32 protein-coding genes are annotated in these 25,439 nt (G+C 34.9%); 19 read left to right on the forward strand and 13 right to left on the reverse strand.

The window, feature by feature from the left end:
• Positions 1-7 precede the first annotated feature (7 nt).
• Positions 8-1,408, reverse strand: a complete 1,401-nt coding sequence (locus ACHZK0_RS10310) for a PLP-dependent aminotransferase family protein (RefSeq protein WP_262743385.1) — start codon at positions 1,406-1,408, stop codon at positions 8-10.
• 130 nt (positions 1,409-1,538) lie between these two features.
• On the opposite strand from ACHZK0_RS10310, the gene ACHZK0_RS10315 reads away from it, so the two are divergent.
• Positions 1,539-1,961 (forward strand): GNAT family N-acetyltransferase, encoded by a 423-nt coding sequence (locus ACHZK0_RS10315; protein ID WP_270341169.1) that lies wholly within the window; start codon positions 1,539-1,541, stop codon positions 1,959-1,961.
• A 145-nt stretch (positions 1,962-2,106) separates the two neighbouring features.
• Positions 2,107-3,234 (forward strand): metallophosphoesterase, encoded by a 1,128-nt coding sequence (locus tag ACHZK0_RS10320; protein ID WP_262743387.1) that lies wholly within the window; start codon positions 2,107-2,109, stop codon positions 3,232-3,234.
• Between the two features lie 32 nt (positions 3,235-3,266).
• On the opposite strand, the gene ACHZK0_RS10325 is transcribed toward ACHZK0_RS10320, so the two are convergent.
• Positions 3,267-3,893 carry a DUF1648 domain-containing protein gene (locus tag ACHZK0_RS10325; RefSeq protein WP_270606861.1) on the reverse strand — a complete coding sequence of 209 codons (627 nt, stop codon included), beginning with the start codon at positions 3,891-3,893 and terminating at the stop codon, positions 3,267-3,269.
• 136 nt (positions 3,894-4,029) lie between these two features.
• Between ACHZK0_RS10325 and ACHZK0_RS10330 the strand changes: the two genes are divergently transcribed.
• The 5 genes from ACHZK0_RS10330 to ACHZK0_RS10350 are packed head-to-tail and all read left to right on the forward strand — an operon-like array spanning position 4,030 to position 6,373.
• The gene (locus ACHZK0_RS10330) at positions 4,030-4,596 is read left to right on the forward strand and encodes a GNAT family N-acetyltransferase (RefSeq protein ID WP_262743388.1); all 567 of its coding nucleotides are present in this window, start codon (positions 4,030-4,032) and stop codon (positions 4,594-4,596) included.
• 6 nt (positions 4,597-4,602) lie between these two features.
• Positions 4,603-5,163 carry a 2'-5' RNA ligase family protein gene (locus ACHZK0_RS10335; protein WP_270341171.1) on the forward strand — a complete coding sequence of 187 codons (561 nt, stop codon included), beginning with the start codon at positions 4,603-4,605 and terminating at the stop codon, positions 5,161-5,163.
• Positions 5,160-5,645 carry a GNAT family N-acetyltransferase gene (locus ACHZK0_RS10340; protein ID WP_262743390.1) on the forward strand — a complete coding sequence of 162 codons (486 nt, stop codon included), beginning with the start codon at positions 5,160-5,162 and terminating at the stop codon, positions 5,643-5,645. Before ACHZK0_RS10335 ends, ACHZK0_RS10340 begins: the two co-directional genes overlap by 4 nt.
• Before the next feature lie 12 nt (positions 5,646-5,657).
• Complete coding sequence (locus ACHZK0_RS10345; protein ID WP_270341172.1) at positions 5,658-5,948, forward strand: cupin; 291 nt, start codon at positions 5,658-5,660, stop codon at positions 5,946-5,948.
• Positions 5,945-6,373 carry a GNAT family N-acetyltransferase gene (locus ACHZK0_RS10350; protein WP_262743392.1) on the forward strand — a complete coding sequence of 143 codons (429 nt, stop codon included), beginning with the start codon at positions 5,945-5,947 and terminating at the stop codon, positions 6,371-6,373. The genes ACHZK0_RS10345 and ACHZK0_RS10350 overlap by 4 nt, the downstream gene beginning before the upstream one ends.
• 176 nt (positions 6,374-6,549) lie before the next feature.
• On the opposite strand, the gene ACHZK0_RS10355 is transcribed toward ACHZK0_RS10350, so the two are convergent.
• Positions 6,550-7,080 carry a DUF3841 domain-containing protein gene (locus ACHZK0_RS10355; protein WP_262741700.1) on the reverse strand — a complete coding sequence of 177 codons (531 nt, stop codon included), beginning with the start codon at positions 7,078-7,080 and terminating at the stop codon, positions 6,550-6,552.
• 254 nt (positions 7,081-7,334) lie between these two features.
• Here ACHZK0_RS10355 and ytfJ point away from each other — a divergent pair, with 254 nt between their 5' ends.
• The 4 genes from ytfJ to ACHZK0_RS10375 all read left to right on the forward strand — a co-directional run bounded on the left by ytfJ (position 7,335) and on the right by ACHZK0_RS10375 (position 9,351).
• Positions 7,335-7,760, forward strand: coding sequence for a GerW family sporulation protein (gene ytfJ, locus ACHZK0_RS10360; protein WP_000349987.1), 426 nt, complete (start codon positions 7,335-7,337; stop codon positions 7,758-7,760).
• 160 nt (positions 7,761-7,920) lie between these two features.
• The gene (locus ACHZK0_RS10365; protein WP_000014093.1) at positions 7,921-8,697 is read left to right on the forward strand and encodes a hypothetical protein; all 777 of its coding nucleotides are present in this window, start codon (positions 7,921-7,923) and stop codon (positions 8,695-8,697) included.
• Positions 8,698-8,748: 51 nt separating this feature from the next.
• Complete coding sequence (locus tag ACHZK0_RS10370; RefSeq protein ID WP_098375361.1) at positions 8,749-9,069, forward strand: hypothetical protein; 321 nt, start codon at positions 8,749-8,751, stop codon at positions 9,067-9,069.
• A gap of 69 nt (positions 9,070-9,138) precedes the next feature.
• Complete coding sequence (locus ACHZK0_RS10375) at positions 9,139-9,351, forward strand: hypothetical protein (RefSeq protein ID WP_000798748.1); 213 nt, start codon at positions 9,139-9,141, stop codon at positions 9,349-9,351.
• A gap of 30 nt (positions 9,352-9,381) precedes the next feature.
• Here ACHZK0_RS10375 and ACHZK0_RS10380 read toward each other — a convergent pair whose 3' ends face one another.
• The gene (locus ACHZK0_RS10380; protein ID WP_001253205.1) at positions 9,382-9,720 is read right to left on the reverse strand and encodes a hypothetical protein; all 339 of its coding nucleotides are present in this window, start codon (positions 9,718-9,720) and stop codon (positions 9,382-9,384) included.
• A 204-nt stretch (positions 9,721-9,924) separates the two neighbouring features.
• Between ACHZK0_RS10380 and ACHZK0_RS10385 the strand changes: the two genes are divergently transcribed.
• The 5 genes from ACHZK0_RS10385 (at position 9,925) to ACHZK0_RS10405 (ending at position 14,701) form a co-directional block, all read left to right on the forward strand.
• Positions 9,925-10,605 (forward strand): class I SAM-dependent methyltransferase, encoded by a 681-nt coding sequence (locus tag ACHZK0_RS10385; protein ID WP_262741699.1) that lies wholly within the window; start codon positions 9,925-9,927, stop codon positions 10,603-10,605.
• Between the two features lie 94 nt (positions 10,606-10,699).
• Complete coding sequence (locus ACHZK0_RS10390) at positions 10,700-12,388, forward strand: formate--tetrahydrofolate ligase (protein WP_395761704.1); 1,689 nt, start codon at positions 10,700-10,702, stop codon at positions 12,386-12,388.
• A gap of 90 nt (positions 12,389-12,478) precedes the next feature.
• Positions 12,479-13,006: a hypothetical protein gene (locus ACHZK0_RS10395; RefSeq protein ID WP_061678609.1), complete on the forward strand. Its 528-nt coding sequence runs from the start codon at positions 12,479-12,481 to the stop codon at positions 13,004-13,006.
• Between the two features lie 19 nt (positions 13,007-13,025).
• Complete coding sequence (locus ACHZK0_RS10400; RefSeq protein ID WP_061678608.1) at positions 13,026-14,195, forward strand: DEAD/DEAH box helicase; 1,170 nt, start codon at positions 13,026-13,028, stop codon at positions 14,193-14,195.
• Between the two features lie 122 nt (positions 14,196-14,317).
• On the forward strand, positions 14,318-14,701 hold the full coding sequence (locus ACHZK0_RS10405) for a VOC family protein (RefSeq protein WP_262741697.1): 384 nt from the start codon (positions 14,318-14,320) through the stop codon (positions 14,699-14,701).
• Positions 14,702-14,745: 44 nt separating this feature from the next.
• Here ACHZK0_RS10405 and ACHZK0_RS10410 read toward each other — a convergent pair whose 3' ends face one another.
• The gene (locus tag ACHZK0_RS10410) at positions 14,746-15,384 is read right to left on the reverse strand and encodes a zinc dependent phospholipase C family protein (protein WP_262741696.1); all 639 of its coding nucleotides are present in this window, start codon (positions 15,382-15,384) and stop codon (positions 14,746-14,748) included.
• Between the two features lie 29 nt (positions 15,385-15,413).
• Positions 15,414-16,400, reverse strand: a complete 987-nt coding sequence (locus ACHZK0_RS10415; RefSeq protein ID WP_395761507.1) for a quinone oxidoreductase family protein — start codon at positions 16,398-16,400, stop codon at positions 15,414-15,416.
• Positions 16,401-16,606: 206 nt separating this feature from the next.
• Here ACHZK0_RS10415 and ACHZK0_RS10420 point away from each other — a divergent pair, with 206 nt between their 5' ends.
• Complete coding sequence (locus ACHZK0_RS10420; RefSeq protein ID WP_073518537.1) at positions 16,607-17,185, forward strand: sigma-70 family RNA polymerase sigma factor; 579 nt, start codon at positions 16,607-16,609, stop codon at positions 17,183-17,185.
• A complete protein-coding gene (locus ACHZK0_RS10425; RefSeq protein ID WP_395761508.1) occupies positions 17,182-17,862 on the forward strand; it encodes a DUF3600 domain-containing protein in 681 nt (226 codons plus the stop codon). Before ACHZK0_RS10420 ends, ACHZK0_RS10425 begins: the two co-directional genes overlap by 4 nt.
• A 56-nt stretch (positions 17,863-17,918) precedes the next feature.
• On the opposite strand, the gene ACHZK0_RS10430 is transcribed toward ACHZK0_RS10425, so the two are convergent.
• From ACHZK0_RS10430 to ACHZK0_RS10445, 4 genes are all read right to left on the reverse strand, one after another.
• A complete protein-coding gene (locus tag ACHZK0_RS10430) occupies positions 17,919-18,134 on the reverse strand; it encodes a hypothetical protein (RefSeq protein WP_395761509.1) in 216 nt (71 codons plus the stop codon).
• Between the two features lie 227 nt (positions 18,135-18,361).
• Positions 18,362-18,796, reverse strand: coding sequence for a hypothetical protein (locus ACHZK0_RS10435; RefSeq protein ID WP_270606867.1), 435 nt, complete (start codon positions 18,794-18,796; stop codon positions 18,362-18,364).
• Between the two features lie 85 nt (positions 18,797-18,881).
• A complete protein-coding gene (locus tag ACHZK0_RS10440; RefSeq protein WP_395761705.1) occupies positions 18,882-19,853 on the reverse strand; it encodes an MBL fold metallo-hydrolase in 972 nt (323 codons plus the stop codon).
• Between the two features lie 96 nt (positions 19,854-19,949).
• On the reverse strand, positions 19,950-20,159 hold the full coding sequence (locus tag ACHZK0_RS10445; protein ID WP_000844973.1) for a DUF3925 family protein: 210 nt from the start codon (positions 20,157-20,159) through the stop codon (positions 19,950-19,952).
• Between the two features lie 224 nt (positions 20,160-20,383).
• Here ACHZK0_RS10445 and bsaA point away from each other — a divergent pair, with 224 nt between their 5' ends.
• On the forward strand, positions 20,384-20,866 hold the full coding sequence (gene bsaA / locus ACHZK0_RS10450) for a glutathione peroxidase (RefSeq protein ID WP_262741692.1): 483 nt from the start codon (positions 20,384-20,386) through the stop codon (positions 20,864-20,866).
• 84 nt (positions 20,867-20,950) lie between these two features.
• Here the strand turns inward: bsaA and ACHZK0_RS10455 are convergent, their stop codons facing one another.
• From ACHZK0_RS10455 to ACHZK0_RS10465, 3 genes are read right to left on the reverse strand one after another with little or no spacing between them, the layout of a single operon-like run.
• Positions 20,951-23,182: a transglutaminase TgpA family protein gene (locus ACHZK0_RS10455; protein WP_395761510.1), complete on the reverse strand. Its 2,232-nt coding sequence runs from the start codon at positions 23,180-23,182 to the stop codon at positions 20,951-20,953.
• Complete coding sequence (locus tag ACHZK0_RS10460) at positions 23,179-24,393, reverse strand: DUF58 domain-containing protein (protein WP_395761706.1); 1,215 nt, start codon at positions 24,391-24,393, stop codon at positions 23,179-23,181. Before ACHZK0_RS10460 ends, ACHZK0_RS10455 begins: the two co-directional genes overlap by 4 nt.
• Positions 24,393-25,355, reverse strand: a complete 963-nt coding sequence (locus ACHZK0_RS10465; RefSeq protein ID WP_270606870.1) for an AAA family ATPase — start codon at positions 25,353-25,355, stop codon at positions 24,393-24,395. The genes ACHZK0_RS10460 and ACHZK0_RS10465 overlap by 1 nt, the downstream gene beginning before the upstream one ends.
• Positions 25,356-25,439: the final 84 nt, after the last annotated feature.

A 25,439-nucleotide genomic window follows, 5' to 3' on the forward strand; every position in this document is an offset into this window, starting at 1 on the left:
GCTATTCTTATTTAGGAAACCAGACTTTTTTCAGTAATTGGACAACAGTTTCGATACGATCCTCTGGAATACTGCCAAAACCGAGCAATACATAGGACTCATCCCTTACATTATGAACAGAATCGTATGTGGAGAGAGGGTATAACTTAATACGTTGTTTCGCAGCCGCATGAATAAGTTCTTGTTCATTCATCCCGTTATGAACGTGAAGTACGATATGAAGTCCAGATTGTTCACCAAGTACATGAACGTTATTTCCCATTTCGTTTGTAATAGATTTAATTAAAGAAATATGTTTTCTTTTATATAACGTGCGGCTTCGGTTAATATGACGTTCCCAATCACCATTTTGAATAAAGGTAGCAAAGGTAAGTTGTTGCATGGTAGAAACTGTTTGTTTAAACATACCACCAAGCTCTTGGTAGACTCTTAACAGATGAGGTGGTAAAACAATATATCCCATTCGTAAAGAAGGCAAAAAAGACTTCGAGAAAGTTCCCATATAAATAACACGTTCGTTTGAATCGAGTCCTTGTAAAGAAGGAATCGGTTTTCCTATATAACGGAATTCTCCGTCGTAATCATCTTCAATAATATATCCCTTACAATCATTCGCCCATTTTAATAAATCGAGTCTTCTAGATAACGGCATAATGATTCCAAGTGGAAATTGGTGTGATGGAGTGACATAGGCTACATTGGAACCCGATTCACGTAAAGCGGAAATGTGAATCCCTTTATCATCTAAAGGGATAGGGTGAACGGGAAGGCCTGAACTTTGAATCATAGCAGTTATACGATGAAATCCAGGGTTTTCGATTCCGTATTCTTTTTTTGGCCCAAGTAGTTGAAGTAGTAGCCAAAGAAGAGGCTGCGTACCTGCTCCGATAATAATTTGATCAGGTGAAGAATGTACCCCGCGAGCATGATATAAATACTTTGAAATATGTTCTCGTAGAACGAGCTCACCTTGTGGATCTTCTTTAGCAAATAATTCATTTTCATACTGAAATAAAGTTTCTTGTATTGCTTTTTTCCAGTTTGTTATCGGAAAAGCTTTTTGATCAATAAGTCCTTGACTACAATCATAATCATATTGTTCGTTTTCTTTATTGTTAGCACTGTTTGACGCAATTTGCTGTGTCTTTTGAATGACATCGATATCAACTTTTGCAACAAAAATCCCACGCTTCGGTTTGCTTTCTACATACCCTTCAGCTAGTAATTGTTGATAAGCAGATTCAACTGTAATACGGCTCACATTAAGTTGCATAGCTAAATTTCTGTGAGAAGGAAGGCGTGTACCGGCACATAGTGATCCATGAGAAATTTCTCGTTTGATATATTCGTAAATCTGTATGTAAATAGGTGTTTTACTTTGTAATACTAATGGGATATTCAGATCCATTCGCAGACGCTCCTTTTCATACTGGCCTTATAAAAAAGAATAGAACTGTCACTTAAGCTAAGGGCAGTTGTTTTCTATAATGATGATATAACATTTAGAAAATTTTATAAATAGTAAGGGGCGAATCATAATGAATATTAAAGCAGTAGTAACAAAAGAGGATTTATATGACGTATTTCCCGTATTACAGCAATTACGAACGAAGCTTTCAAGAGAAGAAGCGAGTTCTTTATTCCAAAAAATGAAAGAAGAAAATTATAAACTACTCTCGTTACGGGATGAAGATGAAGAAGTTGTGAGTCTAGCCGGTGTAGCGATTTGTACGAATTTTTATAATGAGAAACATGTTTTCGTGTATGACCTTGTAACCGTGGAAGCTCACAGATCAAAAGGATATGGTAAAGTTCTGTTGTCCTATGTAGAAAAATGGGGGAAAGAAAAAGGGTGCAGTTCTATCGTTCTAACATCCGCGTTTCCAAGAATTGATGCACATCGTTTTTACGAAAGAGAGGGCTATGATAAGGTAAGCTATTCTTTTTATAAAGAGTTATAATACTAAGTAGGTTCCGTGTGTGAAAATATATGGAGCCTATTTTTTTGCAGATCTGAGCTAGAAACAGGTCTAGTAATATAATTTGTCGAATACTAGAAATTAACAAGGAAATATTGAATTTAGAGCATGTTAGGAGCGTTTATACTTGGAAAAAATAAAGAAATTATCTATACCAAATGATGTAAGAGTCATCATTATTTCTGATATTCATGGAGAATTAGAACTTTTTAAGGAACTACTACATAAAGTTAATTTTAAAGATGAAGATTATTTAATTATTAATGGTGATCTTTGTGAGAAAGGAAGAAATAGTATTGGCGTCGTAAACTATGTGATGGATCTAGTAGTTAGTAAGCCGAATGTTTATGTAATAGAAGGGAATTGTGAAGTAGTAGTTGAAGCACTTGTAAACGAAAATCCTGCGCTAATACATTATTTATGTACGAGAAAGAATACAATTTTCAATGAATGGCTAGCACAATTGAAAGTTATCGTTAATGAAGAAAGTGATATTTGTGAAGTAAAAAACATATTGATAAGCCATTTTTCAAAAGAAATAAAGTGGCTAACAGAATTACCAACAGTGATTGAAACAGAAGATTATATCTTTGTACATGCTGGCCTGGAAGATAGAGAGGATTGGAAAGAAACAGAACGAAAAAATGCGATAGCAATGCCGGAGTTTTTCAATCAATCACATAAAGCGAATAAGTATGTAGTTGTCGGTCATTGGCCTGTTGTAAACTATTCTGATGAAGCGCCATCTAATAATCCAGTTATTGATAGCAAGAAAAAGATTATTGCAATTGACGGCGGAAATACGATTAAAGAGGCAGGGCAATTAAATGCATTTATCATTCAGAGGAAACCAACAGGTGATAAGTTTTCTTATACATATGTAGACTACTTCCCTGAGTATGAAATAATAGCAGATTTTCATGCCGATGCAACAATGCAGGGCGGGGTTACCTATCCACATTATTACATAGAGCCTATTGAGAAGAAGCAAGATTATACAATATGTAGGCAAAAGGAAACGAATACAATACTTTCTGTGAAAGATGAATACATTAAGCAACTAGATTCAGGTGAATATACAGTGAAAACCGATATTTCTTGTGCGCAAATAAGCGTAAGAAAAGGTGACATTGTTTCTCTTATTGATGGTAGCTGCTCAGGCTATGATTTAATTAAAAAAGATGGAGTAGAAGGTTGGATAGAGAAAGGGATTTTAATAGAGACAGAAAAGACGCAAAAGAAAATATTTAGCTGAAATAGGAGGGATGTAACCTCCTATTTTTTTAATTACTTTTTTAAAGTAGTAGATTGCTTGCTGTCTTTAATAAGTAAATAAATCGTACTAGGTAAAATGATAAGCGTCATTCCTAAAATAATGGCTAGTATGCCATACCCTCTATACGGAGCAGAAACGATAAATGGGAGCCCCGCTAGGAAAATACCTGCTATCATCATTGAAATACTACAAATATTTGAAGCTCTTTTTTCAAGGTGCTTATCATTCCATTCCAATGAAATTGTTGATTTAGTCGTATCAATTTTGGAACTGAAATAACCTATTGATATAAATAAAAGCCCTAATGCTAAAAATATGAAATGATCAAGAGGAAGTGAAAAGCCAAGAGCTATAAGGGCAATGACAATATCGACAAAAAATAAGAATAGTAACATTGTGTTGCCGATCCAATGAAGAAATTTCTGGTTACTCGCTGCTTTAGATAAAGCTAAAAATAAAAAGAATAAGAAGGAACATATAATTATATTTACGATCACAAAAGTGCTTTTATCCATTGTTGATGTAGGCGTTCCATTGAAGTCCCATTTCGTAACAATACTTAATGGTAAGAAGAAATAGAGAATAATATTTGTCGTAATAATAGTGAGAAGTAAAGCAATGCTAAATCGATAATTCACTGAATCACCAGCTTTCTACATGAATAATTGGTATCTTATAACAAAATTATACAATATAATAAACGATATCTGTTTTGATTTTTCAGAAAAAATATTATAATTATATATGAAATAAAGAGGAGCGTAGGAGGAAATTATGAAAAGCGTAATAGTAAAAGGGGATAAAGTAACAATTCGTACAATTGAAGAATCAGATATAAAACCATTATGGGATCTCGTATTTAAAGAAGAAAATCCAGAATGGAAAAAATGGGATGCACCGTATTTTCCATTCTCAATGCAAGAATACCCGTCTTATAAAGAGAAGATGCAAACTCGCTTAAAAGAAGAACCGCTATCCAATTTAATTATAGAAAATAACGGTCAAGTTATAGGGACGGTCGGATTTTATTGGGAGTATAAACCGACGCGTTGGTTGGAGATGGGAATTGTCATTTATAATCCAACTTACTGGAATGGTGGCTACGGTACTGAAGCGTTAACGTTATATCGAGATTTATTATTTGAAAAGATGGAGATTGGTAGAGTAGGACTCACGACTTGGTCTGGTAATGAACGAATGATGAAAGTAGCAGAGAAAATAGGTATGACATTAGAAGGTAGAATGCGAAAATGCCGTTATTATAACGGAACATACTATGACTCTATCCGAATGGGAATGATTCGTGAAGAATGGGAAGCGCTATGTGTAACAAAGGGGTGAAGAAGTATGTACGCTATTATTGCTACATTTGATCGTGTGTTTACTAATAAAATTACAGAATTGCAAAATGAATTAACAAATATTATTGGCACAAATCAATTAGCCGGAGTAGAACCTCATATTACGTTAGCTGATTATAATGAGTTAGATGTTCATTTGTATAAGGAGAAATTAGGGGAGTTTGTAGCTAATCAAGAGAATACGGACCCAGTAACTTTTCCTTCTGTTGGAGTTTTTCCTACTAATGGAACAGTCTTTCTAGCACCGACTGTTACCGATGAATTGTTAAAACTTCATCATTCTTATCATGATTATTTTAAAACTTTTCATGATAACCCAAATTCATATTACGTACCGGGAAAGTGGGTTCCGCATTGTACGATTGCAAATAGGTTACATACAAATCAGTTTTTAAGTGTAATGGAATATATATATGAAAAATTTGATTTTACAACAGCTTCAATTGAAAAATTAAAATTAATTAAGGTGAATTATGAAAATGGTTCTGCCATTTCTTCTAGTATATTAGCAGAATGTAATTTAAAGAGAATGGAGACATCGAGATGACTTATGTAATTAGAGAAATGAAGCAAGAAGACATTCACGCCGTACAATCAGTAGCTAAAATAGCTTGGCATGATACATACGAAGGCATTATTCCAAGAGAGATTCAAGACAGCTTTTTAGACGAGGCTTATTCTGATGAAAAAATGAAATATCGTCTTGAGAATACACATTTATTCGTTGCGGAAGAAGAGGGAGAAGTAATTGGCTTTGCAAATTTCTCACCTGTTAGACTGCAAAACGAAGCAGAATTAGGTGCGATTTATTTGTTACCAAATCAGCAAGGGAAAGGGATCGGAAGTGCTTTATTACAAAAAGGGTTAACGGTATTAAAAGGAATTCGGAAACTATACATTCATGTAGAAGCAGCGAATGAAAAAGGAAAACGTTTTTATGAAGCGAAAGGTTTTGCACAATTAGAGGAATTTGAAGAAGATTTTGAAGGACATATGATGCAGACGATAAGGATGGTTTTATACATATAAGGAAGATTAGTAATGAAAATTTTTGATTTTAGTGAAAAAGTCGGAAAGGAAATTTCTGCATTTCAATCTAATTTCATAATGTCGAAAATAGTAAATCATCAAGGGAATATACATATCGGTGCTATGCATTTACAAGAGAATGGAATAATTGGATATCATGAAGCAGTTGTATCGCAACTGCTTCTTATTGTGGACGGAGAAGGATATGTATGTGGGGCAAATAAAGAAAAAGTGAAGGTGGAAGCGGAGGATTTTGAACGAGCGATATTAATGCCTATTAAAGAGGAGAGTTGTGAAAAATGATAGAAAAGGCAAATCGGGAAGAAACGGGCGAAATAATACAATATGCAGCTCAATCGCTTTTTGAAGGTACGAGGGGAAATTGTCGGTTAAATACAGAGAAAGCGATTGAAATTACAAGGCCGATTGTAGAAAAAGGAGCGTATTATTTAGTCGTTAAAGAAGAAAACAGTGTAATGGGATGGATATTAATAGGGGAAAATACGGACTATTTTTCTCATGAAAAACTAGGGTTTATATACGAATTGTATGTTTTTCCAGAGTACCGCGGGAAAGGGTTATCAAGAAAATTAATGGAGGCTGGTATTAAGGAATTACAAAAGAATTATTCAGAAATTCGTTTGAATGTATTTGCTGGAAATTTTGCAAAAGAGATGTACGAAGAGTTTGGCTTTGTTGAAAGGCAGGTAATTATGACTTTGAAGTGAGAATATGAGGGGAAATAATAGAGTCATTTAATATAAAGTTGCACAAAAATGGTTACTTGCAACAACGTGTAAATCTAAGATACGAAGATTTACACTATATATATTAATTATTTTCATTCTTCAAATCCGTTATTTTATATATAAAGTCAAAAAGTAGAGAGCAATAGCTCTCTACTTTATTTAGCAATGAATCGTTTAGCTTTTATTATATGTTTCATTTCTATACGAGGTGTCACACCTTGTATCCAATCTGGATCAAATTTTATCCAATCTTTATCTAGGCTTTGTAACCAATCAAAGTCAAAAATTCTAGGCCAGGTAGCTAGCATTTTGTCTTTTGGAAAACCTTCAGCTGCGAATTGATCCCATTCTTCCTCCGTTGTTGTTATAGGAGAATTATTTAAAACAGAGTGCCAACTACTAAAACAAGACCAAAGAATCACTTCATCTGGTATATCTAATGTAAGAATAACACCCCTTTGACCTTTAGATAAAAGTGCTGGGCGGTTTTGGTCGGGTCTTTTATTCCAAACCCATACAGGGTAAGTACGGCCATCATAATTAGGAATTCTCTCTTTCATCTGTTCCATCATCCATGCGTATGGAGATTTGAAGTAAGGACAAACATAATTCTCATCACCATGATAAAAACCTACTTCTTGCATTTTTTTATAAATGTGAAGTGGTTTTACGGTATATACTATCAAATAGACACTTCCAATCTCATTTAAAATAATTATGTAATGAATTTTTATATACTTAATTATCTTGCATGGAAAAATAAAAAATATCAAATTTGAAGTGCCCTTTAAATTGTTAGAGACATCCTTACAATTCAAAGGGTGCTTTTTGATTCTGCGGAGATTATAAAAAATATTTTTGAAATCAATATAAAATTTTATGTTTAGTTCACCAACTTTCGGAAAAACTAGGAAAGATATGACAAAGGAGGTTATGAACGGTGGATCATCCAATTCAAGGGTTAATGAAAGCGGCAATGGAAAATTTAAAAGAAATGGTCGATGTAAATACGATTGTTGGAGAGCCTGTTCAAACGGCTGACGGTGGTGTGGTGTTAACGGTTTCTAAAGTTGCGTTCGGGTTTGGAGCAGGAGGTTCTGATTTCCAAACGAATGATGGACAAAGAGCGAACGGTAACCCTGCATTTGGTGGCGGTAGCGCGGGTGGTGTTTCTATTACACCGGTAGCATTTCTTGTGGTGAATAAAGATGGTGTAAATATATTGCACCTACAAAATGCGACACATTTAGCAGAAAAAATGATTGAATTAGCTCCACAAACAATTGATAAGATTCAATCGATGTTCCAAAAAGATGAAAAGAAAGAGGGAAATCATCATCCTCAAAACCCAGATGAAATCCTTTAAAAACGCCTGCTCACGAGCAGGCGTTTTTTCTTGTAATCACTATGTAATAAAACACATGAAATTGTAAATAGTTTTTGAATTTTTTTCTATGTTTCTAAAATTTTTCATGTTAAAATATGCTATAGAATTGAAACATATAAAACGAAGGTGGCTAGGTGCTTTGTCTGGAGGATCTGACCAAGTAAAGAATATGATATATATTAATGGTAATCGTCGGGGTCATTGTTTTATTACATCAGGTATTACGTTTAAAGAGTTTGCAAGTAACATCCCTTCACCGCTTCATCAAGTGTTGCTTTTGAAGCACAACTTTGAATGGACAGATTTTCACTATCATACTTTATTTGAATATGTTGAGGAAGAAAATATACATAAGTTAATTCAAGCAGAGATTGATGAATTTGATGAATTTTGTTGGGTAGATTTTGATGATGCAAGCGATTTAGATGAACTAGAGCCAAAAGAAATTGCAGAGCTTTTATATTTGGCTCACAAAAAAGAACCACTTGCAAGAACGTTCTTTCCGCTATTGAAAAATAGATTTGTTTATTTTTCACATGATGATGGATGGTACAACAAAGTGTATTATCGTAGAATTGCTGATTTTGTAGGCATGTTAAGTAAAGTCATTCCTTATAAACTCGGTGCTTTCGGTAAGAAACGTTTTTCTTTGTTCCAAAAATCAAAAATTTTCCCAGCAATTTCAAAAGAAGTGATCATGGGGCTTATTCCATTAATGGAAGATGGTCTTTATATTGATCTAGCAGGGAAAATTGAGTCAAGAAGGGGTCTTGAGATACCGGTATATGTAGTTGGTTCGTATGAAAGTACGGATGAGGTACTAGATAATATCGATGAATTGAAAGAAGAAGCAACAGAAACAGGTTGGCTCATTTTTGATAAGAAAGAACAAGAATGGCAATGGGTTGTGGACTAAGAAAACTTGGCGCATGAAGTCAAGTTTTCTTGTCATTTGAAAGGAGTACAAATGAAGAAATATTATACAATTGTGGGTATGGTAAGTATTATTCTCGTGGCGATTTTACTTATTACTTGTCCGAAAGAATCAGATTTTAAAGTGTATGTAGAGGATAAGTATGCACTAAAATGTGATGAGAGTAGTTTTGAATGCACACAAAATGTAGATGGTAAAAAAGAAAAATTAAAATTTGAAAGTACAGATGCACGAAATGGTGTATTCTTTATGACTGTAAAGCAAACATTTAAAACAGAAGCTGATGTTACGAAAGAATATAGCGGAGTAGGAATGTTTGGTACATTTCTTTTTGTTTCAGAGAAGACTTTCTAGTAATAGAAGGTCTTTTTCTTATGCTTATGTTCATATAGATGAAGTAAGACAAGCATAGGAGGGGTAGTAATGAAGAATACATGTATCGTTTGCGGTGGTGAGGAGTTTTTTTCCTCCACTTTGTATGCACGTACGAAACAAGATTGGGCATATGCACAAAATATGTATCGATTTGAAAAGGTGTTTATTGAGCATCGGGATGAAGAGAATTATCCAGTGTTTCAAGAAATTACAGCGAAACATTGCTGTGGATGCGGTCATATTATGTTGTATCACGAATGAACACACCAAGTATAACTTGGTGTGTTTTTTTTAAAACGCTGACAAAGCAAGCGGATAGAGTAAAGTAAATAAAACAGAAAAACTTCCAAAACCAATTGCAGTATATCCAAGTGTTCTTGCTCCGAAATTGACAGCTAATAAGCCGACTAAAATCGCAAGAGAGCCGAGTGTAACTGGATAAAATGCAATTGAGAAAAGCGAAAGAAATAAAGCGACATAGCCTACCATTGCACCGGTATTTGTACCTTCTATTTCATTTGCAATTTCTTTACGGTTATGTCTAATCGGAATGCCAGCTGGTGATATTTCAGCTGCATACTCTTCGTTTTTTTCACCACTTTTAAAATGATGATTTCTCTTTCTTCGCATGTACATCCCTCTCTTTCAATTGGGTGTACCTATAGTATCTTACATAAAGAGAAGAACATGAGTATGAGTTAAACCCAAGTAAAGCAAAAATTGGAGAATAAAGATTCCATTAGTAGCTTGTACGTCTCCTAATGAAGATAAACAGGAATTTTGGAAAATGATGTAGAATGAAATGAGTGATAAAACGTGAAGGCAGGGGAATGTATGACGAAATTTAATTGGCATGAATCAGCAGAGAAAAAATGGGATAGTAGTGCAGAATTTTGGACTCAAAATAGTCAGGAGATGTGGGACAGCGGGAGCAGAAGTACAATTATTCCATTTTTTGAACAGTATGTGAAGAAAGAAGCTCAGGTGCTTGATGTTGGTTGTGGGGATGGATACGGTACATATAAATTAAGTCGCGCGGGCTATAAAGCAGTTGGAGTAGATTTATCAGAAGTGATGATTCAAAAAGGGAGGGAGCGCGGAGAAGGACCAAATTTATCTTTTATAAAAGGAGATCTTTCTGCCTTACCATTTGAAAATGAGCAATTTGAATCAATTATGGCAATTAATTCTTTGGAATGGACCGAGGAGCCATTACGAGCATTAAATGAGATAAAGCGCGTTTTAAAAAGCGATGGGTATGCATGTATTGCGATTTTAGGGCCGACAGCAAAGCCTCGAGAGAACAGTTATCCTCGTTTATACGGCAAAGACGTTGTTTGTAATACGATGATGCCATGGGAATTTGAACAGTTAGCGAAAGAACAAGGTTTTGAAGTTGTAGATGGCATCGGTGTATATAAGCGCGGAGTAAATGAGAAGATGTTAGGTCAACTACCTATCGAGTTACAACAATCGTTAACCTTCTTATGGGTATTTATGTTAAAAAACGCATAAAGAAATGAAAGAATTTTTAGGAGGTAAATAAGTGCAGAAAATACAAAAAACTGATACAATATCATCAGAACCAATTAAAGGGGGACTAGGGTATATGACAACTACTACAACAGTTAAATCCGACATTGAAATCGCACAAGAAGCGAGTATGAAGAAGATTCAAGAAATTGCAGCTGAATTAAATATTTTAGAAGATGAATTAGAGCCATACGGGCATTATAAAGGTAAGTTATCTCTTGACATTTTTAAGCGCTTACAGAACGAGGAAGACGGTAAAGTTGTTTTAGTAACAGCGATTAACCCAACTCCAGCTGGAGAAGGTAAATCAACAGTAACAGTTGGTTTAGGTCAAGCTTTTAATAAAATTGGTAAGAAAACAGTAATTGCACTTCGCGAACCATCTCTTGGACCAACGATGGGACTAAAAGGCGGAGCAGCAGGTGGTGGTTTTTCACAGGTAGTACCTATGGAAGACATTAACCTTCACTTTACTGGAGATATCCATGCGATCACAACTGCTAATAACGCGTTAGCAGCGTTTATTGATAATCATATCCAACAAGGAAACACACTTGGAATTGATACGCGTAAAATCGTTTGGAAACGCTGTGTTGACTTAAATGATCGTGCCCTTCGTAACGTAGTAATTGGTCTTGGTGGACCAGTTCAAGGTGTACCACGTGAAGACGGTTTTGATATTACAGTAGCATCTGAAATTATGGCGGTATTCTGCCTTGCAACAGATATTCAAGATTTAAAAGCGCGTCTATCTCGCATCGTAGTTGCTTATAACTTTGCAAATCAACCTGTAACGGTTAAAGATTTAGGTGTAGAAGGTGCGTTAACATTATTATTAAAAGATGCATTAAAACCAAACTTAGTACAAACGTTAGAAAATACACCAGCTATCATTCACGGCGGACCATTTGCGAATATAGCTCACGGTTGTAACAGTGTTATCGCTACAACAATGGCAGCAAAATTAGGTGATTATGTTATTACAGAAGCTGGATTCGGTGCTGATTTAGGTGCAGAGAAGTTTTTAGATATTAAAGCTCGTGCAGCTGGCATTAAACCAGAAGCAGTTGTTATTGTTGCGACTATTCGTGCGCTTAAAATGCATGGAGGCGTAGCAAAAGATCAATTAAAAGAAGAAAATGTAGACGCATTAACAAAAGGTATGGAAAACTTACAAAAGCATGTTGAAACAATTCAAAGCTTCGGTGTACCTTTCGTAATTGCAATTAATAAATTTATTACAGATACAGATGAAGAAGTTGCTTACTTACAAGAGTGGTGCAATGAGCGTGGCTATGCAGTATCCTTAACGGAAGTTTGGGAGAAGGGTGGCCAAGGCGGAGTTGACCTTGCTGAGAAAGTGTTAAAAGAAATTGAAAAAGGTGAAAACAACTACGCGCCACTTTATGAACTAGAATTACCATTAGAAGAAAAAATCCGTACAATTGCTCAAAAAGTGTACGGCGCAAAAGATATTGAATTTGCTCCGAAAGCACGTAAGCAATTAGCTCAATATGAAGGAGAAGGGTGGAGTAACCTACCAATTTGTATGGCGAAAACACAATACTCTCTTTCTGACGATGCAACAAAATTAGGTCGTCCATCTGACTTTATCGTTACAATTCGTGAGTTAAAACCATCTATCGGTGCAGGATTTATCGTTGCGTTAACAGGAACAATGTTAACAATGCCAGGCCTTCCAAAACAGCCAGCAGCACTACAAATGAACGTAAATGAAGATGGAAAAGCAGTAGGTTTATTCTAAAAGGTTGTAATTCATCTCGTTTATCTGTAAACTATATATACATCAAGTGGCGCCTTTCCATCGAAAGGCGCCTGTTTTTTGGAGGAAATTATGTTTGATCCAACTGCTTTTGATAATTTAAAAGTAATCGTAGAAGGTGCTGTATATGATTTTGATTTACATGGAGATATTCTTGTAACAGATCGAAAAGATATGATGGACCTTGCCTCATTAAGTCGTATATACAATATTTCATTTCAATTAACAGAGCCGTTCGAACAGTTAGTAGAAGCAACATTTTCACTATCTGTAGATGCAAAGAACTTATCTGGTGAAATATTGGAAGTACCACAATTTACACCAGGTTGTGAAATGAAGTTAGCATTTTCATTCCCGATAGAAAAGCCAGAGGTAGTGTGCGAAGAAATTGAAACTTTCATGCATTCTATATGGGGAAAAGAAAGAATGATTACGCAAAAACTTTCATACGAATATAATAAGCAAGCGATTTCATATCATAATAAGGTAGAGGTTCTATTTCAAAAAGCGATTACAGAAGACCATGTTGATGATTTAATAGCTGTTATTTCACACATGATAGAAACGGTGCGAACAATACAACATTTTCTTCAAAAATAGAGATAAAGGAGAAAAACAAATGATAAAAGATATGCAACCATTTTTACAACAAGCTTGGGAGAAGGCTGGTTTTAAAGAATTAACTGAAATTCAAAAACAAGCGATTCCAACTATTTTAGAAGGACAAGACGTTATAGCTGAATCTCCAACTGGAACAGGAAAAACATTAGCGTACTTATTACCCCTTTTACATAAAATTAATCCTGAAGTAAAACAACCACAAGTTGTTGTTTTAGCGCCAACACGTGAGCTTGTTATGCAAATTCACGAAGAGGTTCAAAAGTTTACAGCAGGGACTGAAATTTCAGGTGCATCTTTAATTGGTGGTGCAGATATTAAGCGCCAAGTTGAAAAATTAAAGAAACATCCGAGAGTAATTGTCGGTTCACCAGGACGTATTTTAGAATTAATTCGTATGAAAAAGCTAAAAATGCATGAAGTGAAAACAATTGTATTTGATGAATTTGATCAAATTGTAAAACAAAAGATGATGGGCGCAGTACAAGATGTAATTAAATCAACGATGCGCGACCGTCAATTAGTATTCTTCTCAGCGACAATTACCAAAGCTGCAGAAGACGCGGCACGTGATTTAGCAGTTGAACCACAAGTTGTACGTGTAACACGTGCAGAGTCAAAAAGCTTAGTTGAGCATACGTATATCATTTGTGAGCGACGCGAAAAAAATGATTACGTAAGAAGAATTATGCATATGGGCGATGTAAAAGCAGTTGCTTTCTTAAATGACCCATTCCGTTTAGATGAAATTACTCAGAAATTGCAGTTCCGTAAAATGAAAGCAGCAGCTCTTCATGCAGAAGCAGGTAAGCAAGAGCGTGAAGCAACGATGCGTGCTTTCCGCGGCGGGAAATTAGAAATTCTACTTGCTACTGATATCGCAGCACGCGGTATCGATATTGATGATTTAACACATGTAATCCACTTGGAGTTACCAGACACAGTAGACCAATATATTCACCGCTCAGGACGTACAGGACGTATGGGTAAAGAAGGAACAGTCGTTTCCCTTGTAACACAGCAAGAAGAGCGTAAATTACTTCAATTTGCAAAAAAACTAGGTATAGTATTTACGAAGCAAGAAATGTTCAACGGATCATTTGTAGAAACGAAACCGAAAGCACCAAAGAAAAAGAAACCAGCGTTTACTGGGAAGAAAAAGCCTAGATAAAGAATGGGAAAGACGTAACTATTTGTAGTTACGTCTTTTTGATTGTAATTGAATGAAAAAGGAATAATAATAGTACCTGTAGAAACCTACATAGAATATAAAAAACATTAGGGGGAAAAACAATGATTCATAAAGTCGGACAAATTATGTTATATGTAAACAATCAAGATGAGGCAGTCGATTTTTGGACAGAGAAAGTAGGATTTCATGTAGTAGCAGAGGAAGATAACAAGCAAGGAATGAGATGGATTGAAATCGCTCCGAAAAGCGGTGCAGAAACGAGCATTATATTACATAATAAAGAAGTGATTTCTAAGATGAGCCCAGAATTAAATCTTGGTACACCATCTTTAATGTTCTTCTCGGAAAATCTTGACCAATTATATACAGATTTAAAAAATAAAAATGTTACTGTTGGAGAAATGGTAACTATGCCTTCTGGTAAAGTGTTTAACTTTGCTGATAGTGAAGGGAATTATTTTGCGGTTATGGAAAAGAACAAATAATAATATCACTATGTGAAAATCCCCCTCAAATATATTGAGGGGGATTACATGTTTGAAGGGGATTTTTCATTAGAGAGTTGATTAATATAAAATACGCCTTTTTCAATAGCTGTCTCAATATAACCAACCATTTGATTAAACGTAAACACTTGTAAGTCTTCATGCAAATGTTGCTCTGGATACAACATATCTTCAAAAAGATACTTTCGAAAAGCTAGTACGTTTTCTTTAGAAACCTCTTCAATATCCATAATGTGAACCTCTTGATTGAGAAGAGAGAAGAGCTGCTGTTCTGTATCGTAATGATGAAGCAATTTTGCATTTAACAATTTAAAATCGTTATAGTACATAGGTGCGATCGTTTCGTCATTTTCTATTCTATTTTTTAGCCAAGGTAGAAAAAAGCCACTTAGCCAATTATCATCGGCAATGAGATGGGTGTAATAACCTAAGAGAAAAGGGGAATCCATATGAACTTTATATTTTTGAAAAAAAGAATTGAAATCTATCCTTCTCGTATAGTTTTTCGTTGTGCCAGCGTAAAAGTGTGAAGCGCCTTTTTCTTCTGCTGAATGAACAGCATCAGGGGCTACACCTCCAAGTATGAAAGAAGTTTTATCTTGAATAGATAATTTTTCGGCAATCCTGTTAGCGATAATAGCATGCATAATTCGTGATCCCATGAATGACACCTCGGTTTCAAGTATTCATTTCAGGAAGAGGACTGGACAGTTAGTATTACTTTCCCTGTACTTTTTCTACTTTCGACCCATTCATGTGCTTTCCCTGCATCTTGAAGTGGAAAAGATTTCGTAGCCTTAATTTGCAAACTTCCGTCACGTAAATAACGGAAAACTTCATTTGCAGTTTCTTGGAGTACTTCGGGACGTTTTTTTCGTGTAGTACCAAAGCTAAAACCGAGTATAGAGCGACAACTTGCGTGTAAATCTTTCGTTTGGAAGTTACCAATTTCACCGCTTGCATTTCCGAAATGAACAAGGCGACCATAATAAGCAAGACATTTTAAACTTTTTTCCGAAACTGTTCCAGAAATAGAGTCTAAAATAACATTAACTCCTTCTCCGTCTGTCAACTCATTGACTTTCTCTACAAAATCATCATTTTGATGACAAATAACATAATCAGCTCCGGCATCTAAAGCAATTTCTTTTTTTGCTTCACTTCCGACAGTACCGATAACTTTTCCAGCCCCTAATAGTTTTGCAAGTTGAATAGCAGTAGTGCCAATTCCACCAGCAGCTGCATGAATGAGTACAGATTCACCTTGTTGAAGCCTTGCAACATTTGCGAGTAAACTATAGCTTGTAAAAGATACAATCGGACAAGCAGCTGCAGTTTGAAAATCGACTTCATGAGGTAAAGCAAAAGTAAGATTTTCGTTTGCAACAACGTATTCTGCATAAGATCCATTTTGAGGAAAAGCGATGACTCGCTGTCCAGGATAAATATTTTTCACATGAGAACCGACTCGTTCTACAACACCAGCGACATCTATTCCTGGTATAAAAGGTAGTGCTTTATTTCCTTTTTTACCATAACGGGATTTAATATCGGCGAAATTTAAACTAGTAGCAACAACGCGAATCAAAACTTGATCCTCTGAAATAGTTGGCATATCCACATCTGTATATTTCATCACTTCTGGACCACCGAACGACGTTACAATGATAGCTTTCATTATATATCCTCCTAAATTTGACTATATAAATCATTTTAAGGCTTCATTAGAAATTGGAAAATTATATAATAGTTATGCGACTTTATAAGTGAAGCTTATGAACTCATTGAATCATTATATTAATCTATATAAAAAAATTTTGAAAAAATCGAACGAAATATCAATTACTTGCCAATATATAGTGTAAGACAAAGGAGGGGTGGTATATGAAGGATGAAACGGTGTATATAAATTTAATCCATTTAACTTTATCAGGCAATAAAGAAGCGTATAGCGAATTGTATGATAAAACGATTCAAGAAGTATATAAAACAGCACATTTTTTAATAGAAGATAAAACGGATGTAGATGATGTCGTTCAAGAAATATACATACAGCTATATGAATCGCTTCGTAAGTATGATAGCGAGAAGCCATTTCGCCCTTGGCTAATTGGACTTGCGATTAAACAAATTCACTCTTATAGAAGAAAGAGGTGGATGCGACTACGAATTATAAAAAGAGCAGAAGAGCAAAGAAAACCAGTACAAATTGATTTTTCTAACGATGTTGTAAGTAAAATATCTAACCAAAAACTAATCGAACTCATTCATAAATTACCGTATAAATTAAAACAAGTTATTATCTTAAGATACTTACACGATTATTCACAAGAAGAAGTAGCACAAATATTACATATTCCAATTGGTACTGTGAAATCTAGAATTCACGCAGCATTAATAAAACTACGTCAAAAAGAGCAAGTAGAAGAAATCTTTTTAGGAGAGGTAGGGAATGTGAAATGAGTTTAGATTGCAGAATTAGAGAATCTATACAAGAGGAAGCAAATGGGATTGTTGCCCCGCCCGAGTTAAAAGAAAAAGTAATCGTTCAAATAAAAATGAAGAGCGGGGGAAGTAAAAGGAAGAAGCGCCTTATCGCAGGAGTGCTTGCAGCGGCTTTTTTAATCCCGACGACTGGTTTTGCGTATCAATCTATTATGGCTGATGGTATATACGGGTCTTTCGAGAATTTAAAAAAACATGCCGGAGCAATGACATTAGAAGCGTATATGCGTTTTAATGCAAAATTATCAGAAGCGAAAGATGAAATGGGTGCGAAGGAATATGAAGAGTTTACAAAAGAACTAAAAAAATTAACAAATGCAAAGCTGGTATATGGAGATTCAAACGGTAATATTGATTATGATCAATTATCACCAGCAAAAAGAGAAGAGATGAAGAAGGTAAGTATGAGGCTTCAACCATACTTTGATAAATTAAATGGTCATAAATCTAGTAAAGAAGTATTAACACTAGAAGAGTTTGATCACTATATGGAAGCTTTAATGACATATGAAATCGTACGAGTGAAGACAAAATCAACTGGTGGGATGAAAGTAGAAGAAGTACCTGAGGCATACAAAGAAAGATTTATTAATGCGGAGCAGTTTATGGAGTATGTAGCTGAAAAGGTGAGATAAGTAAAAAAAGCTCATAGCTTTAGCTATGAGCTTGCTGTATTGAAAGGGAAAACATATTAACCACCTATTCCTTTTACAAGCAATAGGAAGTATACAACTACTAATATTACGCCATTTAATGCAGTGCCAACTATTCCGAATAACCAATTCTTTGATGCGATTGCAAACATAATACCGAGTAATGAAAGTATAGCTAGAATCACAATAATTAAAGTTAAATTTGCATGAGGTCCTCTTAAAATAAAGAAAGAACATATACTTGCGAGAAACATTAGACACGAGAATCCAAAAAGTTTATATATAATAATTCTCCCTTAGTTGAAGTGTCATTTAACTTAGTACACGATTTTCTTTAGTTTAACATAAATTTCCTTACCGCATGAATAGCGACTCTTACAAGTAATATCGCACTTATAAATAAACCACCGTAATCAACGAACGACACTTAAAAATTAATTATTTGGTTCTGTCGCACTGTTTGCTAAATTCAATAGAGTACTCAATTATATTTTTTCATATTTGCAGTATCTTTTTGTATAAAACAATCTAAAAGGGAATAGCCAGCTATTAAACTTATTATCGTAACAAAAGTAGTATTTATAAGAATAATATTAGTTAAATAAGGTAGGTATGCACCAACTGGTGAAAAGAGTAGAGCTGGAGAAAAGGAAATGAATAGCGTAGGTACGGTAATAGCGATAAATTTATCCGGTTGAAAGCGCCAGTTTTGTTTACTTGTTTCGCGATTAATGGATTGAAGGAATCGTAATAAAATGCCAACTATAAGAGGGAAGAATGTAAAGTAGAATAATCTTGGATACACGTTAAAGTTTGCCTGCGCATCTGTATCTAAATAAAATTGAATTTTCACTCCGACAAATAATAATAACACGATAAATAAGGTGAAGCAGAGGTATAGCATTACTTTTTGCATTATATTCCACCATCCTTTACTCAAAATATATTCAAAAAAAGAAGAGATATACAATAACTACTGTTGTATATCTCTTCTTATACTGTTAGTTAATAGCGGAGTTTACTTTTTCTTGCTTCGTGAAATAATCAATAATGCCCATCGCGCTAATTTCTATGTCTAGATGTAAAATGTTATAAACAGAATGATCTGATGGAACGTTTAACTTTGTAAGATGGGAAGAGATCTTATCCATTAATACAGTTTGTAAAGCTTTAGTCGCTTCATCGAAATCATTATACTGTTCAAAGACCTCTTTACCAGTATGAACGAAAATAGGTAGCCAATGTTCAAGCTGGTTATATACTTCTGTAACATTGGATGATGCACCGTAATGACCGAAATAAATAGTATCTACATTCATACTTTGAATGTGATTTTTTGAAGCAATCATCGCATCTGGTTGGAATTGTGAAGGAGACGTTGATGGGAGATATAGTTCTATACCAACGTCTGCGAGTTCTCTATAATAAATGCCAATTGTATCGCCAGTAAAAATGCCGTTTGTTAATGAATCGTGAATGCTAATATGGTGCTTTGCATGTCCCGGTGTATCATAAAATGTAAGGATGCGGTCTTCGGCAATTTGTAATGTATCACCATTTTGTACAATACGAACACGTTCTTCTTCTATAGGAAGAATTGGATCAAACAGTTTATCGAAATCTTCTTTGTATACAGCTTTTGCGCCTAAAATGAGTTTTGTTGGATCAATCATATGACGAGCGCCGCGAGAATGCACATATAAAGTAGCATTTGGGCACTTTTCCATCATTAAACCAGCAGCCCCGGCGTGATCTAAATGAACGTGTGTAACGATAATGTTTTTTACATCGTTTAAATCAATATGTAATTGTTGTAAGCCGTCTAAAATATACGGAAGAGAAGGGGCTGCACAAGTTTCAATTAAAGTAATATCTTCACCTAATAAAACGTATGTACCAGTTCGTTCATTATGTTGTAAATCAAAATCATCAATAAGATATAGGTGAGAAGATAATTGCTCTACTTTTTTCATCATTACCACTCCTTATTTACTGTATGTTTCTATTATACGCTAAAATAGAAAAAAGGCAGAAAACGAAAGCTCGTCTTCTGCCTTTTTAAAGTGTTATTATTTTGCTTGTTCTTTATTGATAGACATAACGAACAGTCCAACTATGCCACCAACGATTGGAAGCATAATTTCTCCTGCTAAATTAAAGTAGGAGCTTAAAAATAAACCATTTACATCGATTACCCAGCCAATCACATACAATAACATCATATATAGTACGAAATAAAACTCGCGATTTGAAATCGTTTCATGTTGTGCAGTTTTCATAATGAACACCATCCTTTTCTTTTATAATGGAATATAAACTGTCACATTTTGTTCACAATTCAATTGTAAAACTTTCCAACATAAAAGTCTAGTAGTTTGTGTCGAATTTTCGAGCAGAAATAAAGCGTTATCATTTTGGGGTGTAAATACGTAATAAGAGCTGTATATTCACGAATGTAGTATAGTATAAACATAGAATGATAGTGAAGAGAGGGGCAAGGACCATGACAGTTTATGATTTTTCAGCTAAAACGATAACAGGAGAGGATAAGTCGTTAAAAGATTACGAAGGAAAAGCACTTCTTATTGTAAATGTAGCTAGCAAGTGTGGTTTTACACCGCAATATAAAGGTTTACAAGAAGTATATGATAAATATAAAGGCCAAGGCCTAGAAATACTCGGTTTCCCTTGTAATCAATTCGGAGGACAAGAACCAGGTACAGAAGCAGATATTACTAGTTTTTGTGAGTTAAACTACGGTGTAAACTTCCCAATGTTTGCAAAGATTGATGTGAAAGGCGATAAGGCTCATCCTCTATATACATACATGACAGAACAAGCACCAGGTTTACTCGGTATGAAAGCAGTGAAATGGAATTTTACTAAGTTTTTAATTGGAAAAGACGGGAAAGTAGTAGGGCGTTTTGCACCGCAAACGAAGCCGGTAGATTTAGAGGTTGAGATTGAGAAGGTACTAGGAGAATAATTAGGGTTTTCACTTTACTTAAAAAACGCCTCAAAGAACTACTTTGTTCTTTGAGGCGTTTTCTTTCAACTCACATTATCAAGATTAAATCGCTGAATGGAAGTCATTTGATTTAGGCGGAGAAGCTGCTTTTTTCATAAGCACTTCCCATAAGTGTACGGATTTTTCCCATTCTGCTGCGGATTGTCCCTTTTGATACATAGCGTTCTCATAACTGAAAGTAAGTTGTTGCATATCATTCGAGTTGTAAAGTGTATCGACATGGAGAGCGTATTCTCGGAATGTTTGACTCTTTCCTCGTTGTATACCAATTCTCGCAAATTGTTTTAGAAGTGCATTGTAAGCTTTTGTAAAAACGGCATCATCTTTTCGATATTTATAGAAAAGAATGATAAAAAATGTAATCCATTTCATTCTAGTAGCGAAGAGAGTGTAGCCGATGATACTAATTGGTATCGTAGAAAGGAATACGTACCACCAAGAAAATTTATTTTTAGAATTTGTAATTTTTTTAGTAGGAGTTTCTTCGGTATCTTCTATTAAATTTTTAAGCTTTGCTTCATTGTTTCTTTGGTGCATTTGCGCGTTTTGAGAATTAGTTTCTTCGCTATTCTGTATAGTAGGAGCAGGAGTATTGTTTATAAAATTATAGGGATTAGTAAATCCTTTTGTCGGTTCAAATGGAATCCATCCGTATTCTGGGAAATATACTTCGACCCAAGAGTGTGCGTTATCGTTCGCGACTTTATAAACATCCTCACCTTCAGCACCCACCAGCGTATTGTCAAGAGTTCCTTCTGAATAACCTTTTACCCAGCGAGCTGGAATCCCGGCAGAACGAAGTAACACAATCATAGACGTCGAAAAATTATTACAGTAGCCGCTTTTCGTATCGAAAAGAAATTGATCTACATAATCTTGGTTTTTGGCAGGGAACGAGACATTCATTGTTTCATATACAAAAGAATGGTCGGTGAAATAGTTTTCAATAGCTAATACTTTATCGTATTGGTTGTCTTTATCCTTTGTTAGACTACTAGCTAAGTCTTTTACTCGTTGTGGTAATGATTCGGGAAGTTGCGTGTACTTTGTCATGAAATAAGGATTTGTTTCTTGACCTTCATTCATTTTTACAGCTTTCAAGCTTTCTATGGAAAACTCCGGGACCTCATATGTTACTTTATATGAATGTAAAGTAGTGGAAGAGTCTCCGTCCATCGTATAGATTTTTTCTGAAAATGTGTCAACGCTGTATGATACATTTTCAGAAGAAGCCTCAACTGAGACTAATCCTGCTGGATAGGTAAGGTGAGGATACCTTTTTTGCATGGTGATTGTTGCCTTAGTTGTCTCCGTTTTTGTATTTTGTTCGTACCAGCTCAAGACATCGTTTTTATGTTTAAAAGAAACCTTCTTTTGATTTTCAGAAACTTCCCAGCCTTTTCCGGTATAAAAATCTTTCGTTTCTACTCTCCAATATTGTTTGTTTGGGGTTGCTGCTGTAAAAACAATTGTAGGATCAGCCTTAAAAGGACCACCTAATCTCGAGTCATCTAAACCATACCCAATTTTAGAAACATCTTGCTGTTTACTTGCTTCGGATGTGTTGAATTTTAAAAAATCCATTGGGTTGGGCCATTGAGGGCCAAATTTTGGTGCAAGGTATGCTATAGTTGCTGACAATACAATAAATATTGTAAGAGGTCTAAGTAATTTTGAGATTTCTCTAGCATAATTTTGTAAGTGTTCCATCTCTTTTATTCGTTCTATGCGAAGAAGGCTAAGCAGAAAAAAGCCGATGACAACAGTACGAATAATAGCGAAGTTTGCATTGTATAAATGTAAGTTATGAAAAACGGTGATATAAATAATGGTCAATGTAAGAAATAACAACCCACGTTTTTTATGAATCATCCAAAAAGAAATGAAAGCACTCAAAAACCAAAATGATAAAAAAAATAAAAGTGTTGGAAAAACTGGAGAAATATCTAGTAAATTCCCCTGAAATAACAGGGAGGAATTTTGATAAATATCAGTAAAAAATTTTGTGAGCCAAGATGGATTTATAAAAGCATTTTTATAATATAGGAAATGAATGATGAATAAAATTGTGATGATCTTTATTGGAATCTGCCACTTTGTTTGAAAAAAAGAGAGAGTGAAGCAAATTCCTATAAATATTACAAAAATATCTAATCTACCTACGTTTGTAATACCGATGAGGGGCCTTAGCCATTCTAGTAAAAGTAGAAATGCGCATGCATGCATGAAAAATCTGTTCATATCCAATTGTTTTTTTGTTTGTAATGTTATCATTTGCTCACCTCAAAAAATACGTTTGTATAGTGGTTTTCATAAACCGCTTTTACAAATATTTTTCGTTTTTGTAGAGTTTCTAGAATACTGAGTTCTCGATGTGAGAGTTGATTTGCTTTTTCTTTTACGATCAACACCATTAATTTTCTATTTTTAATAGCAGCAAAGTCAGCCGCCTTTTGAATATCGGGAGAAAGATCGCTTGTTACGAGTATAATCGTGACGGGCTCATAAATTTTTCTTAATTCCATTTCTACACTCCGGGAGAGCGGGAATGCACTGTCCGCTTGTACTTTCGCTAAATGACAAAAGATTTGATGCAACTGACTATCTCCATTGTCTAAAGGGAAAAAAGTTCGTTCTTTTCCGACAGATACGAATGACGCTGGTGAATTTTGCTTCAAGACAGACCTGACAATAGAGGCAGTAAATGTGACGACTGATTCGAATAGAGGGGATGGGGTTCTGTCCATGAATATCATAATATTATGGCTGCGCTGTTGTTCAAACTCTTTCGTCATAATGTTGTTTGTTCGGGCAGTTGCTTTCCAATCAATCCATGAAAAGCGGTCACCAGGTTTATAGTCTCTCACACCGACAGAAATGGTAGAGTCTTTTACTAAATTTATATTTGCTGAAAGTGCTCCTTGTTCGAAATGATTTTCCATTTGTCGATATGTTATATCTACATATTGGGGATAGACTAAAAATGTATCTGGAACTGAAAAAGTTACTTCTTTCTCCATTATACCGAATAAATCACCAGTTTTGACACGTACGCTTGAAAAAGAGTGCTCTCCTCTAGGGATTGTGTCAATAGCATAGTGAAACGAAATATTTCGTTTCACTCCTGGAAAGAGTATTACTTTATTCATCTTCGTTTGTTTACAATTTGTAAATTGTGATGGTAGCACATCTTCTATAATTAAATACAGTAAGGGAAAAGGAAAACTTCTTTTTATTGTAATCGTACTTAAAAATGGTTCTCCTGCTACATATTTGTCTTGATTTGTTGTTCGTTTTACCTCGGCGTTCCGTAAAGCATAGAAGGGAAGCAGTAGTGAATAAAGTCCAATAGGAATTATACTGTAAAACAAAAACCAACTTACAAATCCTCCTTGAAGCATAGCGTATACAAATGTTAAGACTAGGCATAACGGAATAAGTGATAACTTAGTAAAATGATAGAGTGCTCGTAGTATCCGTTTCATCAAAGGCTCATCTTCCTTTGAGTAGGTACGGTAGTTCGCGCAACGATTTTTGTGATAACTTGTTCTCCTGTAATTCCTTCAAATTTTGCTTCCATTTTTAAAATGAGTCTGTGAGCCAATACGTAAGGAGCTAAAAATTTAACATCGTCTGGAATAACATAATTTCTGCCATGGATGAATGCATAAGCTTGTGAAGCTTTCATTAAAGCAATCGAGCCACGTGGACTTGCACCTAGTTGTATAGAACTATAAGAACGAGTCTGACTAACAAGCTTTACAATGTAATGTTTGATTGCCTTGTCCATGCTTACTTCCCGTACGCTTTGTTGTAAATAAAGTAATTCTTCTATTGTTGTAATAGCTTGTAAATGGGAGAGGGGATTTGTTTTTTCCATCCTGTTTAAAATTTCAAATTCTTCTTCTTGTGTAGGATATCCCATTTTTAGTTTCAATAAGAAACGATCGAGCTGTGCTTCTGGTAAAGGATATGTTCCCTCATATTCGACCGGATTTTGTGTAGCCATTACAAAGAACGGTTTTGGTAACGGTCTAGTCATGCCATCTATTGTAATATTGCCTTCTTCCATACTTTCAAGTAAGGCAGATTGTGTTTTTGGGGATGTACGATTAATTTCATCAGCAAGTATAAAATTCCCCATAATTGGCCCAGGTTTGAACTCAAATTGGAGCTCTTTCGGATTATATATAGAAACACCTGTTACATCTGACGGCAGTAAATCAGGTGTGAATTGAATGCGCTTGTAATCAGCATCGATAGATTTAGAAAGAGCACGTACTAACATTGTTTTCCCAACGCCAGGAACATCTTCTAATAGTACATGACCTTCCGCTAACAGAGCTGTCAAAGCTAAGATCGTTTCTTTTCGCTTTCCGACCATTAACTTTTCAATATTATTAATTATTTTTTCTATAATGGGATGTAATGAATCAAGCTGGTGCATCGTAATCCTCCTAATGTTATTATCGTTTTCTAATCTATTTAGTGGAAAATAGAATGTATAATTCTATGTGTGGGTAGTAAAACT

The sequence above is a fragment of the Bacillus sp. 3G2 genome (genome assembly GCF_044324725.1).
Classification (GTDB): Bacteria; Bacillota; Bacilli; order Bacillales; family Bacillaceae_G; genus Bacillus_A; species Bacillus_A mobilis.